Source organism: Comamonas sp. MYb396 (assembly GCF_037479555.1).
Taxonomy (GTDB): Bacteria; Pseudomonadota; Gammaproteobacteria; order Burkholderiales; family Burkholderiaceae_C; genus Comamonas.
Genome location: NZ_JBBGYU010000004.1, coordinates 33,802 through 47,596, shown reverse-complemented (window position 1 = coordinate 47,596; position 13,795 = coordinate 33,802). Strand labels below are relative to the sequence as shown.

The following is a 13,795-nucleotide window of genomic DNA, read 5'->3' as shown; positions in this document are numbered from 1 at the left end:
GACTGATGCTATGCAGCGGCGCTGCGCCTGCGCTCTGCGCTGCTGATTGCCAGCCCCATCACCACCACGCCCACCATTTGCAGCGCTCCCAGTCTGTGGCCAAAATACTGCCAGTCCACCACGATCGCGATTGCCGGGTAGACAAACTGCAGCACCGCAATGCGCCCCGTCGGTAGCCGGGCCATGCCGGTGTAGATCAAGGCATAGGCGGTGGCGGTATGCACCAGGCCCAAGGCAGCAAGCCATGCCCAGGAGGCACCCCAGGCCGGCCAGCCTTGCGTGGCGGGCGCCAGCCACAGCACGGCGCTGCCGACGGCGCATTGCCACCAGGCCAGCACACCGGCCGGCATGGCACGCAGGCGCCGCGCAATGACGGTGACCGCAGCGGTCAAAAATGCACCCAGCAAGCACATGCCCACACCCCACCAGTACTGCGGCTGGGCGCCCTGCTGCGATGCGGCCTGCTGCAAAACACCGGTGGCCAGCACCAGCCCGAGCATGGCCAGCGCGACTGCGGCCACCCTGTGCCTGCCCGGCTGCTCGCCCAGGCACAGCGCGCCGAGCAGCAACACCCACATCGGCTGCATATGGAACAGCACCACCGCTACCCCGGCGGAGATGCGCTCCATCGCCGCGAAGAACAGCACCCAGCCGAGCACCATCAAGGCGCTGGCCAGCAGCACCCAGCCCGCCGTGCTGCGCGCCAGCCGCAAAGCATGCAGCTGCCGGCGCCACAGCAGCCAGGCCGTCAGCCCCAAAAGCCCGAATGCGCAGCGGAACCAGGTCGCCGTCAGCGCCCCGGCCTGGGCCATGTGTACAAAAATGCCGATGCTGCCCAGCAGCGCACTGCCCAGCACAAAGGGCAGCAGGCCGCCGAAGGCCTCGCCTGTCGTGGCAGATGCCGTGCGTGACGATGGGTCCATGTTTGCAGCGGTCATGCGCGCTGGCTGGGGATATTGGCTCATGGCCGCCAGTGTGCTGCGCGGGCAACTTATCGAAAAGCGCATAATTCATGCATCAGCTATTCGTTCATCGAAACCTCATGCCCGCAAGCTCGCAAGACCTTCAGATGGATTGGCTCAAATGCTTTGTCGCGGTGGTCGATACCGGATCGCTCTCGGGCGCAGCCGGCGAGGTGCACCGCTCCCAGTCTGCGGTCAGCATGCAGCTCAAAAAACTGGAGGCGGCTGTCGGCCACTGCCTGCTCGAGCGCGACAGCCGCAGCCAGCAACTCACCGCCGAAGGCCAGCGGCTGCTGGGCTATGCGCGGCGCATTCTGGATCTGCACAGCGAGGCACAGTTTGCGCTGCAGGGCGATGCACTGAGCGGCAGCGTGCACCTGGGGGTGCCCGACGACTATGCGGCCAGGTACCTCACGCCCGTGCTCAGGCGCTTTGCCCCCCGCCACAGCGGCGTGGAGATCGTGCTCAGCTGCGAGCAATCGACCGCACTGATTCCCCGTGTGGCAGCTGGCGACCTGGATCTGGCGCTGGTGTCGCGCGACCACGCACGCCGGGGCACCCTGCTCTTTCATGAGCCCATGGTCTGGGTCGGCTCCGAGCACTTTGCGCTGTGGCGGCGGGACCCGCTGCCCATCGCGGTGTATGAAGAAGCCAGCCTGGCACGACGCGGCGCGCTGCACTCGCTGGCCCTGCAAGGGCGCCAGCACCGCGTGGTCTACAACAGCTCCAGTCTGGCCGGGCAGATTGCGGCGGTGGAGAGTGGCCTGGCCGTTGCGGCACTGACCCAGTGCAGCGCCCCGCCCCATCTGCAAGTGCTGGGCAGCAAGCATGGGCTGGGCCCCTTGGCACCGATGGAGGTCGCCGTCTACCGCAGCAAGGAATCACGGCGCTCCAAGGCGGTAGACAGCTTGTACCAGCTGCTGGTGCATACGCTGAGGCAGGCGCAAGGGCCGGCGTAGTCCCAGCCAAGTGCCGTGGCGAGCGATGAATTTGGAATTCATATAAAATTCATGAATTATTCAAACCCCCTGCTATGCCTAGCCCCTCACCCCAGCCTTTGAACGATCTGCAGCAGGCCATCGAGCGCGCGCTGGCCGGTGGCCCGCGCTCTGGACAGCAGCTGGTAGAGGCGCTGGGCATCAGCCAGCCAACGCTGTCCCGAGCTATTCGCGAACTATCGGCCCGCGTCACCATGTTCCGCGAGCCGGGCCAGCGCACGCCCCAGTACGCCTTGCTGCGCAAGCTGCCATTGGGGCTCAAGCCGCGCCAGCGCGTGTACCGCTTTCTCTCCAGCGGCCACATCGTTCCCTATGCGGATCTTGAATTTCTTGTGGGTGGCGGCACGCTCGAGCGTGGAGATGCGAGCGCCATTCGCCTCTACGAAGGCCTGCCCCCCTACATGCTGTTCGCTGCGCCATCGGGGTTTCTGGGCCGGCAGCTTGCGCAAACGGCAGCCCTGCAGCAGCCCTTCCCCGCCAGCTTGCGCGACTGGAGCGACGACCACCGCATTGCGTTTCTGTTCACCCAAGGGATGAATCTGCCGGGCAACCTGATCTTTGGCGATATCCCTTTGCAGCGGGAAATGGATTTGCTGCGCCAGCCCCGTCCAGAGGCGCAAGACAAGCTCGACGTGTATGTCGCGCTGGCGCAGCAGCTCAAGAACGAATCCTATGGCTCAAGCGCCGGTGGCGAGCAGCCCAAGTTTCTTTGGGTGGCCGAAGACACGGGATCGGTGATCGTCAAGTTCGCGCGCAGCGGCAGCCGCATGGCAGAGCTTCTGCCGCTTGAGCACCTGGCGCTGGCATCACTGGCCAACGTGGGTGTGCCCACTGCCAAGACCCAGCTGCTGGTGCGCGGCGAGTTTGTGTTTTTGGAAGTGCAACGCTTTGACCGCGTTGGCAAGCAAGGGCGCCTGGGCATGCTCTCGGCCGGCGCCGTCGACGACGAGTTCTTTGGTGCGCGCGATACCTGGCCCGAGTTCGCCGCACGCTGCGTGAACGCAGACTACTTCAGCCCCCAGCATGCCGAGCATGTGGCCGTGATGGCCGCGTTCAGCGAGCTCATTGGCAATACCGACCGGCATTTCGAGAACATTTCGCTGCTGATTGGCGACGACGGCGAGTATCTGGGCATTGCCCCGGCCTACGACATCCTGCCGATGCGCTACGCCTCCATCGGCGGCGGGCTGGACCCCGAGCTGGTGCCCATTGAGCCCAAGGTCAGCACCATTGGCGCCATCCCCAAGGTGTGGAGCCTGGCCGCACGTGCGGCCGATGCCTTCTGGGAAGCGGCGAGCGATGCCCAGCTGGCAGCACCGACCTCGGCGGCCATGCGGGCGCTGGCGCTGCGCAACCGCGAGGTCGCACGGGCGTTTGCAGCGCCGCTGTTGCCAGGCTAAGGCCCGGGCAGCTCAAGCCCTGCCGGTCAATGTCAGCAAATGCCCGCCTTTGCGGCGCATCTGCCCTACCCACTCATAGACGATGGGCTCCTGCCGGGACACTTGAACCTCGAGCTCGACAATCAGCACGCTGAGCACGGCGGCAAGCTCAACCAGCGCAAAGCTGCGCCCGCCGCAAACCCGCTTGCCCCAGACAAAGCTGGAGATGCTGCCGGTCCCCATGCCAAACCCCTCCTGCAAGGCCGCATCCAGGTCCGGCTTCCAGGGGTCGGGCCGCTCCAGCGCCTTGTGGTTGACGCCCACCAGCGAGACCACCACCACATCCCCGGGCTCAACCTGCAGGTCGGAGAGCTGGTCGCCCTGCTGGGCCAGGCGGGTGATGAATGGCAGCGGCGGATACAGGCGCAAGAGTTCGGCCACAAAACTGCGCAGATCGGCATGCTGCGCGATGGCGCTTTGCAGTGCCTGCCGGTCATGGCCATGCTGGGCGTACACCTGGCGCAAACCCAGGTGCAGCCGCTCTTGCACCTCAGGCTGCGTGGCCAGCAGGTGCAAGGCCCAGCCGACCGAGTAGGACGCGGTGTCGGTACCTGCGCCAAACAGCATGGTCAGCTCTTTTTCAAACGAGAAATCAAAGCCGGGGGCCGTCTCTGCCTGCAGCATGGCCGTCAGCATCGGGCTGCGCGGCACGCTGTCCCCGCGCAGGGTTTGCAAGGCCGCGAAGATGGTCTTGCGCAGCTGCAGGATCTCGCGAATATGCGCCTTGTCGCCCCCCAGGCCCTCTTGCCCGGGTGCCACAAAGGCATAGGCCGAAGCCAGCTCGATCAGGCGCGACGCACTGCCATGGGCCATGGGCAGGCTCGACAGCTCCACGTCCAGGAACATTTGCGTGAAGATGGACAGCATGCCCTGGTGGATGAGCGCCTCATCGAGCACTTGTGACTGGGGTGCCAAGGCCAGGTGGCGGGCGATGTGCTGGCCATGCAGGGTGCTGAGGGCAAAGGCACGGCTGGCATCGTATTTGCCCAGAAAGGGCTGTGAGAGTTCCTGGCGAAACCGCCAGGGCTCGCCATCATCGGTGAGCCGGGAGTTGCCCGCAACCTGGGTGAACCAGCGAAAGTTCTTCAGGTAGTTATCGGCATTGCGCCGCATCACCCGGTCCGCGTCATCCAGGTTCTGGATCACGAGCATGCGGCGGCCATCGTGCTGCGGGCGCACGGTATTTTGCCGAGGCCGCTCACGCGCCAGCGCGTACAGATCGTGGCAGAACTGGGAGGAAATATCGCTAGCGCTCATCACCGTGGTGGCCTCGTTTACACCGGCAGTTCAACAATCGCCTGCTTGCCAAAATGCGGACCATCGAGCACCTGCAGCACCGTTTGCGCGGCCTGCCCGGCACTGCGCAGCCGGCCGGCCAGGTGCAGCTGCCTGAACTGGTCGGCGGCGGGAAAGCGCTGCGCAGCCGTCTCGCGCATCTGCAGCTGCATGCCCGTGTCGATCACCCCCGGATGCAGGGCGCAGACCCGGGCACCATGGGCCTTGGCCGCCTCTTCTTGCGCCAGGCAGCGCGTGAACTGGTCCAGGCCCGCCTTGGCCGCGCTGTAGGGCGCCATCGAGGCCACCGCCAGCCGCGCCAGGCCCGACGATATATTGAGCACCTTGCGAACAACCCCCTGGGCAGCGCTGGCCTCGGTGGCCTGCAAAAACGCCGCCGTCAGCAGCATGGGCGCTTCAAGGTCCACGCGCAGCACCTGGCGCAGCGACGATGCGGCCGTCATGGCCACTGGCGCAATCTGCTCGGCCTGTACCGCCGCGTTGTTGATCAATCGGATTTCACGCCAAGGCCTTTGCTGCTCGCCCAACCACTGCGCCAGCTGCGCTGCCACCGGCTGGGCATCGGCCAGATCGGCCTGCCATTGCCACAGGCTTGCGCCCTGCGCGGCGGCCGCTTGTGCCAAGGGCTCGCTGGCATGGCGGGCGATGTGCAAAACGCCGGCCTGCGGCTGCGCCAGCAGCTGCTCGGCCATGGCCTGGCCTAGCCCACGGGTGGCGCCGGTGATGATGGTCAGCACATCGCAAGCGGCCACAGCTAGGCTCCTGCGCGTTGCGCTGCCTTCAATTGCCCCAGCAGATCGGCCAGGTCCCCCACCGTCTTGGCGGGCATGAGGCTGACGGGGTCGATGGCCTGGCCCGACTCCGTCTCCATCGCCACGATGATCATCTCGAACGACAGGCTGTCGATATTGCGCAGGCTCGCAATCGGGTCTTCCAGATGGATGCTTTGCGCAGGAATCAGCAGACTCTCGGCGATGATGCGTTGAATGGCAGCAAGCTGGGGATGGGACATGGTGGCGGAGCCTTTTGGGGTGCTGTTGGGAAAATCGAATCAATCGGGTGCGTCGGAGTCCGCGAGTATCGGAATCAGCCCTTGCTCAAAACGTCGCTGGGTGGCTGCCCGGGCCTTCTTGCCTGACGAGGTATAGCCAATCGATCCATTGGGAACCATGCAGGCGCGCACTGCCGCACCGGCCGCAGCCGTAGCCGCTGCAGCGGCGAGCTTCAAGGCATCGGGCTGGCGCGACTGGCGCAGCGCCTTCTCATGCACGAGCAGCACCTGCGCAGGCAGTCCGCCGGTCAGTTCACGGCATTGCAGCATCAGCATCTGGTCTGGCGCAATCTCCGCATTCTCGCTCGCTGCCGCCTCCACATCCAGGGGCCATACATTGCGGCCATGGATGACCATCAGGTCTTTGCTGCGCCCGCTCACATAGAGCGCGCCATCGGCCAAGACAAACCCACGGTCGCCCGTCTCGATGGCTTGGTCGGCAGCAATGGCGCGCAACTCGCCCGCGCTGAAAAACCCCGACAGCTGCGCCGGCCCTTGGAGCCAGATATCGCCCTCTGTTCCGGCGGGCAAGGGCTGCCCTGCAGCATCGCGCACCTGCAGGGTCCAGCCTGGCAACGGCCGCCCGCAGTTGACCATGGGCTTGGCGCCTGCGTCAGCCACTGGCAGTGCATGCACCACCTGCCTGTCGTCGATGTGGAAATAGCCGCGCAAGCGCTCAAAAGGCGCATCGCTCATCGTCACGGCCAGGGTCGCTTCTGCCAAGCCGTAACTGGGCTTGAAGGCATCAGGCGCAAAGCCCTGCGGCGCAAACGCCTGGGCAAAGGCCTGCAGTGCTGAACCATCCACATAGTCGCCCCCCACCCCGGCAATGCGCAGCGCATGCAGCCGGGCACCTGGCTCCAGCAGCGCTGCGGACTGCGCCGCCATCTGCCACGCAAAGTTGGGCGCATAGGTAATGGTGCTGCCCCGCGCAGCCATCAAGCCCGGCCACAGATGGGGCCTGCGTGCAAAAGCCGATGGCGCCAGATAGTCCACGCTGACCTGCCCGCACAGTGGGGTCAGCACAAAGCCCACCAGCCCCATGTCGTGGTAGTACGGCAACCAGGAAAAAGCGCGGTCTTCCGCCGTGAGGGCCATACCGGCCTGAAGGATCGCGTCGATGTTGTGCATGAGCGCCGCGTGGGAGATGGCCACCCCCTTGGGCTGGCCGGTAGAGCCCGAGCTGAACTGCACATAGGCAATCGCCTCAGGCTCAGGCGCTGGGGGCAACGGCAGCGCAACGGCTGCAGCATCGGCAGCCGCTGCCGCCAGGTCCTCAAAGGCCAGCAGGGGTACTGCCAGCTGGCCCTCCGCCTGCAGCTGTGCGAGCAACTGCTTGGGCCCCATCAGCAGGCCAATGCCTGCCGCTTGGCACATATTGCCCAGCGCCTGGGCATAGCGCGTCACATCCTGCAGCGGACTGGGGGCGGGCAGCGGACATGGCACGCCACCCGCCCACTGGCTGGCACACAGGAGCGGCAAGAAATCGGGCCCGGTGGTGGCCACAATGCCCAGCCTCGGCCCCATGCCATCCGGGCGCGCGGCAGAGCGCTCCATGTGCTGCAGCAGTTGGGCGGCATAGGCACGGGTTTGCTGAAAAACCTGCGCATAGCTGCGTGTGTGCTGCAGCTGGCCCTGGCCATCGAACCAGCTCAGCTGCTGACCGGGAAAGGCTGCCGCATAGGCCAGCGCCTGCAGCAGATGCGCAAAACCGCCAATTTGCCGCTCAGGCATGGTGGGCAGGAGCCGGGCTCGCTTTTTTGGGCCGCAGGCTCAGGTCCTTGAAGCAGGACAGCACCATCACATCCAGGCGCTTGCCATCCTTGCCGGCAATCTCCTGCTTCAGTGTGGCTTCGTAGACGAAATGCTCGGTGTCGATCAGCGCAAACAGCAGCTTGCGGTTGGTGGTCAGCACACGAGAGGTGATCTTGTCGATAGCGCGGCGGTCAAACATCTCATCGCACAGCGGGAACCAGGACTCCCAAAAAACCTCACGCCCGATCTTGATACGCGGGTCGGCGCCCAAGGTCAAGGTCGCCACACGGTGCTGGGGCGCGACGCTGAAGTTGTAAAAGCCCAGCAGCTGCCCTTGCGGCTTGCTGAAGATGCCGATCAGAAAATGCTGGACATTGTCAAAGCTCGCGACAAAGGCACGCAGGCCATCGACCGAAAAGTTCAGCGGCGCAAGATTGAGGCCCTGGAGCATCTGCGCATCGTTGAACCACTGGGCAAACTCAGGCGTGACATCGGAGGCCAGCAGGCTGCGGGTCACCAGGTGCGGGGTCTCGATATGCACCCGCGCGGCGGGAGATGCTTGCGCAGCAGCGGGCTGCACGCCGTGCAGCGGAATCCGAAAACCACCTGTACTCATGCCACCACCTCACATGCGCCGTTCAAACCAACCACCGCCTTATCTTATCCATTCTGGCTGCGGTGCAAGACAAGCAGCCGCTCCCAGTTCTGCTGAACGGAGATATGGTGCAAGGCCACCAGCGATGCCCATCCCTTGCGCACCCAGGAGGCCAGCACCGCATCGGGCAGGCGGTGGTAGGCATCCATGTCGACCATCCGAAATCCACCCAAGGTATAGGGCTTGCCGGGTAGCAGCTCCACCGTCGCCTGGCGGTCCACCAGCAAGCGGTGGTGCTCCAGCGCCTGCATGAAGGCATAGCTGTGGTTGGCATCGTTTTGGCATTGCTGGCAAAACTGCACGATCTGAGCCAGGGTCTGGTTGGGGTTGCCCTGGTAATCGAAAAGAGGCCGGGCATCGGCATCTTCATGCAATGGCACCAGCTGCTGCGCATGCGGGTCGAACCAGAAACTGGCGTTTTGGCCATCCGGGTCGGGCTGCATCCAGAACGGATAGCGGCGCAGCCATGCCGGCACATAGCTGCCGGCCAACCATTGCCCTGCAGCATCGACAAACAGGTTGCGCCCCTCCACCAGTGCCGTGATGGCGATGGGGAACCCACTGGCACCGGCTGGCCCGAACACGATGGGGTAATGGGCGCTGGCATGCCAGAACTCCCCCACCCCTAAAGGCACGGCATTGGCCGCCGCAGCGACAGAGAAATGCGCTTGACCGCGCAAGCCCCAGCCCAAGTGAAGGGAAGGATCGAGCGCGGTCAATCCGCGGTAGAACATGGGCACAGCGGACTGTGCAATGGCTGGGGACATCAGTCAATGAGGGCGATAGGCCAATACCAAGCAGGCAGGGTGGATGCTTAGCCCTGGTCTGACGCACGCCGACGCAGCAGGCGCGATGAGAAGGCGGCAAGCAGCCCCCCCAAGCCCAGCAATCCCAGCCAGGACATCGCAGGCACCGCCGCCGGCGCGATGGGAGGCCCCACATAAGGGATGGATGCCAGGTACCAGTTATTGCCCACTTGCTTGAGCTGGTACTGGAAGCCGCCCACGATCACCGGCGCGGCCAGCGCAAAGCTGTTGGCAGGGTTGGCGCTGTCGGCCTGCACCACCAAAATGCCGTTGCCCGTGGTCTGCGCACCTGCACCACCCAGATTGCTGATTTGCAGCAAGGTGGTGCCGCTGATGGCACCGGCAATGTGCAGCTTGTCGCTGGCACTGCCATCGCCAGCCAATACCGAATCGAGCTGCACCGTACCGCCGCCTCCGGCCCAGGTACTGGCATTGGCCGTATCGGTGGCGCCAGCCACACTGCCCCCGACCAGCTGCAGCACACCACCGGTCTGCGTCACGGCCCCCAGGTTTTGGTTGGTGCCGCCTTGGGCCAGGGTGCCGCCGGTGATCTTGGTGCTCGTCAAGGCAGGCAGTACGTTCGTCGCGGGCAGCTGCAAAATCCCTCCACGCACATCCAAGCCGCCCGTAAAACCGGACTGGTCTACCGGATAGCCAGTAGCGACTGCAGGAACGCAAGGTGCCTGGCTATCAAACGCCCAGACGGCTGGGTCGAGCGCTGGCAGGCCAGCCAAGCTGGGCGAGATCACGGTCGTTCCCGCCTGCTGCACCAGTTGGCCATTGCCAAGCAGCGGCAGGTTGAAATTCACACTGCTGGTATGGTTGAACCTCAATTGGGCCGTCGACGCTTGCAGAAGAATCTGTGATGCCTCAATCTTGCCCGGCGCGACCGCCGTTGCCGACTCAGAGCCATAGACCACATTGCCAGTGCCCGCAACATTGATGGGGCCCAGACCGCCCTGGAAGGTCTGGGTAAAGTACTGGCCGCCGCCAGATGGCGAGTTGGAATACAGACGGCCCACACCGACTTTCACGGTCGCATCGACCGCGGTCACCAGCGTGCCGCCACTGCCGATCTGCACCTTGCCGATGGAGTGTTCCTGGAGAAGGTTCACCGCAGTGGAGTAGTAGTCGTTGCCGGATTTACCAGCCACGAGAAGCTGTGTACCACTTCCCGTAGCCCGAACCAAGCCCGTTGCGGCATTGTCCGCGCTGATGAGTAATGACGCAGGTGCCAGCGGATACCGCGTAGGATCAGTGGCTTGACAATACCCTTCCGTGCCAGAATAAGTAGCGCCATTGGTCACCAACGATTTGCCACCCTCCAGTACTGTCAAGGCGCCATTGCCGCTGCTGCTTCCCACCGCCAAACCAGTATAAAAATTTGCCCGGTTGGCAAAACCACTGACCGTCGGCTCTACCGTGACTGTGCCTACCCCACTGTCTTTGCCGATAAAGCTAAACGGAAGTAGAGCACCCTTCTCGGCTGCATTTCCATAAACGGGGTTGCCGGATGCCAGCTTTCCGTTGCCCAGAATATCTACTGAGCCAATGCCAGCAGGGCCATCACCCACCGCAAAGTATTTGACAGGATCGGGGGAGGTCGGGTAATTCGCATCCCCCGTCTGAAAGACCAGACCAGCGCCCTCGATCTTGACCTGGCCTTCACCACCGCTTTGGCCGAACACTGTATTTTGCTGAGGTGAACCAAATAACACGCCATTGGGCGAGTTGTATCCGAGCTGCTCCGCCGTCTTGCCCGCCCCCAGCACATCGACAAAACCAGAGCTACCAGCACCCAGCCCCACACCCAAGCCCGTTGTACTCGAGTGCAATCTACCGCCAGATGCAGACACGGGAGGCGCGCTCAGATCAATCGTCAGTGTGCCTGCCCCCCCTGCATCCCCCACACGGAAAAGCGGATCGTTGACCGTCAATGCAGGCATGTCTGGATCAGCGCTGGAGCCAATTCCTAGATACATGGTTTGGAGATCAGCGGTGGGGGTGATATCGAAAATACCTCCGGCGCCGGGCCCATAGCCCACATAAAAGCCATGAGAGGTGTAGAGGTTTTGGTTGGCGCTGGTTGCATTCCAACTTGCGGCGGGCGACGCCGAGTTGATGACATTGGCACCACCCGCATCAACAGTGCCAAAAAACCAGGCTGCATCCTCAGTGACCTGACCAGGACCGACCCATAAGTTGGCAGCCGCCTGCACCTGCGCAGCACATGTCATCGAAAAGACAAGCATCAACGATTTGCTTATCAGCGTTGGCTTGTGTTTAGTCATGCGTGATGTTCGCATCTGGCATCCCCCCACCCACACATTGAAAAAACATTGCTAGCAAATAGACTTTCTGGACGCAACCAGCGCTATCCACACAATGAATATCAGCAGAGAGTACGATACAAAACGCTACGGGTCAATGATGTTTATCTCGATCTACACCCGTACCTTGATAAATGTCAAAAAGCTAATAACTCAATGTTTTATCTGCAAATTTTTTTGTAGCTGGATGGTCTAAAAACCAGGCAGCTATAGAAGCCAGTACCTTCAAAAGACCCTAATCTCGGGCGAAATCAACAATTTTTTAACACTATTTTGCATTTCAATCCAGGGGTCTATGGAAATGCTCCCGGGGCAAAGCTAAATCCTAAAAATACCCCTGAAACTGCGGTGCGGCCAAGCGGCCAAGCGGCCTTGCCCTGGCCCCACGGCTACGTGGGCCCATCCCGCCCAAACCGCTCATAAATCGACTGCCCCCCCGACAGCAGATCGGTCTGGATCGCTACGCGCGCCGCATGCGGGTCATTGCGGCGCAGGGCTTCGACTACGGGGTAGTGGTGGTCGATCATGCTGCGGCCCCCTTCGCTGTAGCTCTGGGCGATCAGCGGGCCCATCTTCAGCCACAGGCCGTACAAGATATCGGACAGCAGCGGCATACGGGCCAGCTGGCACAGCGCAAAGTGAAAATCCTGGTTCAGCGCAATCGCCTGGGCAATGTCGCCCCGCCGCACCGCGTCCTCGTTGTGCTGCACCTGTTCGGCCAGGCGCTGCACTTCGTCCGGCGTGGCGCGCACGGCGGCCTGGCTGGCGGCCATGCCTTCGAGCTCCACACGGATGTTGCGGATCTCCAGGTACTCGTCCAGGGTCAGGCGCCGCACGCGTATATCGCGGGGGCTGAGCATCACCAGCACGCCGTGCTGCACCAGGCGCAGGATGGCATCGCGCACGGGCGTCACGCTGGTGCCCATTTGCGCGGCCAGCTCGCGGATCTTGAGACGCTCGCCTGGCAGCAACTGCCCTTTGACCAGCGCCTGCGCCAGCTGGGCATAGATCTGGTCGCCCTTGCTCTCGGTGTTGACGCTCTCGAACCTGTCTGCCATCTGCCATTGCTCCTCGCGATTCTTGTTGTGATGCCGGTCTGCCAAGGCGGTGCTGACCGCCATGCCATGCAGCAAGATGCATCATAAGCCTTCATTGCCGCATGCAGGTTTACCCCGATGCTATTGAGCAAAGTTGCTGTTTAAATCTCTTCATCCCATTTATGATGCATCAAACATCAAATTAAGCAAAACGCTGCCTTGACCGGACTGATCGCCCTCTGCGCCAGTGCTGTCCAAGCAGCGCGCCCTTGCACCACCGGCCGCCGCATTCCATGAACAGATCCCCTTTTGCCTCTACCGCCTTTGCCGAACCGAATGAATCGGACGCCTTGGCGCAAGCCAGCCAGGCCTTTTTGACGGCCGTGCCCCAGGTCAGCGCTGAACAGGCGCAGGCATTGGCCTGGGAAGCCTATGGCATCCAAGGCAATGCGCAACCCCTGTCCGGAGAGCGGGACCGCAACTTTCTGGTCCGCACAGCCGATGGCAGCGCCGTGACCCTCAAGTTCATCAGCCCGGCCGAATCCTTGGCAGAAACAGAGATGCAGATAGCGGTGCTCAAGCACCTGGCAGACCGCTGCGCCGTGCCGGTGCCACTGCACCATCCGCTGCGACTGCCCACCGCTACCCAAGCCGGGGCCAGCACCCACACCCACCCCCCCACCGGCCACGAAACCAGCCCCGATTGGCTGGACTGGCGCAGCCCGGCAGGCGAGCATTTGCGCGTGCGCTGCTACAGCTTTCTCGATGGCAAGGCGGGCAGTGATCTGCAGCGCAGTGGCGCCGCCTGGCAGGCCTGGGGCCTGGCCATTGCCCAGTTGCATGGCGCCTTGGCAGACTTTGCCCACCCGGCCACCGAACGCCCCTTTTTATGGGATGCACGCCGCGCACCGCTGCTGCGCCCCTGGCTGGAGGTGGTGGACGATGCCCAACTGCGCGCGCAGATTGCAGCGTTCTGGGCCTTGTTTGAACAGCGGCTGGCACAGCTGGGCCCGCAGCTGCCCACGCAGACCATCCACAACGACCTCTCGCCCAGCAACCTGCTGGCGAGCGACGACGGCCTGGGCATTGCCGGCGTGCTGGATTTTGGCGACATGCTGTTGGCCCCGCGCGTGGCCGATCTCGCAATTGCCGCCTCTTACCAAATGCCGCTGACCGATGCACCCGATGCCGCGCTGGCCGCCATGCTGGCCGGCTATGAAAGCCTGCTGCCACTGACGGCTGCCGAGCATGCGCTGCTGCCCGATCTGATCCTCGCGCGGCTCACGCAGCGCATGGTGATTACTGCCTGGCGCGCCCGCCTCTACCCCGACAACCGCGTCTATATCCTGCGCAGCCAGGCCACGGCCACGGCCTTGTTCCGCCGCATGATTGGCGGCTGGCTGCAAGCCCATGGCGCGCAGGCCGACCACCATGCCGACACCCACCCCACCGCCGCCTGACCCACC

The 13,795-nt window shown here is 63.5% G+C and carries 12 protein-coding genes; 3 read left to right on the top strand and 9 right to left on the bottom strand.

Translation table 11 applies throughout. From position 1 onward, the window contains the following. Positions 1 to 8: 8 nt before the first annotated feature. Positions 9 to 938 (bottom strand): DMT family transporter, encoded by a 930-nt coding sequence (locus tag WH265_RS10490; protein ID WP_445228516.1) that lies wholly within the window; start codon positions 936 to 938, stop codon positions 9 to 11. Positions 939 to 1,069: 131 nt separating this feature from the next. On the opposite strand from WH265_RS10490, the gene WH265_RS10485 reads away from it, so the two are divergent. After that, entirely contained in the window at positions 1,070 to 1,921 is an 852-nt protein-coding gene (locus WH265_RS10485) for a LysR family transcriptional regulator (RefSeq protein ID WP_339537940.1), read from the top strand. A gap of 74 nt (positions 1,922 to 1,995) precedes the next feature. After that, on the top strand, positions 1,996 to 3,360 hold the full coding sequence (locus WH265_RS10480; RefSeq protein WP_339558239.1) for a HipA domain-containing protein: 1,365 nt from the start codon (positions 1,996 to 1,998) through the stop codon (positions 3,358 to 3,360). A 12-nt stretch (positions 3,361 to 3,372) separates the two neighbouring features. Here WH265_RS10480 and WH265_RS10475 read toward each other — a convergent pair whose 3' ends face one another. The 8 genes from WH265_RS10475 to WH265_RS10440 all read right to left on the bottom strand — a co-directional run bounded on the left by WH265_RS10475 (position 3,373) and on the right by WH265_RS10440 (position 12,350). Continuing rightward, the gene (locus tag WH265_RS10475; RefSeq protein WP_339558238.1) at positions 3,373 to 4,656 is read right to left on the bottom strand and encodes a cytochrome P450; all 1,284 of its coding nucleotides are present in this window, start codon (positions 4,654 to 4,656) and stop codon (positions 3,373 to 3,375) included. A gap of 17 nt (positions 4,657 to 4,673) precedes the next feature. Continuing rightward, a complete protein-coding gene (locus tag WH265_RS10470; protein ID WP_027010856.1) occupies positions 4,674 to 5,447 on the bottom strand; it encodes an SDR family NAD(P)-dependent oxidoreductase in 774 nt (257 codons plus the stop codon). A gap of 2 nt (positions 5,448 to 5,449) precedes the next feature. Further along, positions 5,450 to 5,707: an acyl carrier protein gene (locus WH265_RS10465; protein ID WP_021026678.1), complete on the bottom strand. Its 258-nt coding sequence runs from the start codon at positions 5,705 to 5,707 to the stop codon at positions 5,450 to 5,452. A 39-nt stretch (positions 5,708 to 5,746) separates the two neighbouring features. Beyond that, positions 5,747 to 7,480 (bottom strand): AMP-binding protein, encoded by a 1,734-nt coding sequence (locus WH265_RS10460; protein ID WP_339558237.1) that lies wholly within the window; start codon positions 7,478 to 7,480, stop codon positions 5,747 to 5,749. Continuing rightward, entirely contained in the window at positions 7,473 to 8,117 is a 645-nt protein-coding gene (locus WH265_RS10455; RefSeq protein ID WP_339558236.1) for a GNAT family protein, read from the bottom strand. The genes WH265_RS10460 and WH265_RS10455 overlap by 8 nt, the downstream gene beginning before the upstream one ends. A gap of 44 nt (positions 8,118 to 8,161) precedes the next feature. After that, positions 8,162 to 8,923: a SapC family protein gene (locus WH265_RS10450; protein WP_339558235.1), complete on the bottom strand. Its 762-nt coding sequence runs from the start codon at positions 8,921 to 8,923 to the stop codon at positions 8,162 to 8,164. A 47-nt stretch (positions 8,924 to 8,970) separates the two neighbouring features. Beyond that, positions 8,971 to 11,253 carry an autotransporter outer membrane beta-barrel domain-containing protein gene (locus WH265_RS10445; protein WP_339558234.1) on the bottom strand — a complete coding sequence of 761 codons (2,283 nt, stop codon included), beginning with the start codon at positions 11,251 to 11,253 and terminating at the stop codon, positions 8,971 to 8,973. A 428-nt stretch (positions 11,254 to 11,681) separates the two neighbouring features. Beyond that, positions 11,682 to 12,350, bottom strand: coding sequence for a GntR family transcriptional regulator (locus WH265_RS10440; protein WP_339558233.1), 669 nt, complete (start codon positions 12,348 to 12,350; stop codon positions 11,682 to 11,684). 272 nt (positions 12,351 to 12,622) lie between these two features. On the opposite strand from WH265_RS10440, the gene WH265_RS10435 reads away from it, so the two are divergent. After that, on the top strand, positions 12,623 to 13,789 hold the full coding sequence (locus tag WH265_RS10435) for a phosphotransferase (protein ID WP_339558232.1): 1,167 nt from the start codon (positions 12,623 to 12,625) through the stop codon (positions 13,787 to 13,789). The last annotated feature ends 6 nt before the right edge of the window (positions 13,790 to 13,795 follow it).

Bases quoted from the DNA above. Each gene is read 5' to 3' on its own strand.
- WH265_RS10490 (WP_445228516.1), bottom strand. From the start codon at position 938: ATGACCGCTGCAAACATGGACCCATCGTCACGCACGGCATCTGCCACG.
- WH265_RS10485 (WP_339537940.1), top strand. From the start codon at position 1,070: ATGGATTGGCTCAAATGCTTTGTCGCGGTGGTCGATACCGGATCGCTC.
- WH265_RS10480 (WP_339558239.1), top strand. From the start codon at position 1,996: ATGCCTAGCCCCTCACCCCAGCCTTTGAACGATCTGCAGCAGGCCATC.
- WH265_RS10475 (WP_339558238.1), bottom strand. From the start codon at position 4,656: ATGAGCGCTAGCGATATTTCCTCCCAGTTCTGCCACGATCTGTACGCG.
- WH265_RS10465 (WP_021026678.1), bottom strand. From the start codon at position 5,707: ATGTCCCATCCCCAGCTTGCTGCCATTCAACGCATCATCGCCGAGAGT.
- WH265_RS10460 (WP_339558237.1), bottom strand. From the start codon at position 7,480: ATGCCTGAGCGGCAAATTGGCGGTTTTGCGCATCTGCTGCAGGCGCTG.
- WH265_RS10455 (WP_339558236.1), bottom strand. From the start codon at position 8,117: ATGAGTACAGGTGGTTTTCGGATTCCGCTGCACGGCGTGCAGCCCGCT.
- WH265_RS10450 (WP_339558235.1), bottom strand. From the start codon at position 8,923: ATGTCCCCAGCCATTGCACAGTCCGCTGTGCCCATGTTCTACCGCGGA.
- WH265_RS10445 (WP_339558234.1), bottom strand. From the start codon at position 11,253: ATGACTAAACACAAGCCAACGCTGATAAGCAAATCGTTGATGCTTGTC.
- WH265_RS10440 (WP_339558233.1), bottom strand. From the start codon at position 12,350: ATGGCAGACAGGTTCGAGAGCGTCAACACCGAGAGCAAGGGCGACCAG.
- WH265_RS10435 (WP_339558232.1), top strand. From the start codon at position 12,623: ATGAACAGATCCCCTTTTGCCTCTACCGCCTTTGCCGAACCGAATGAA.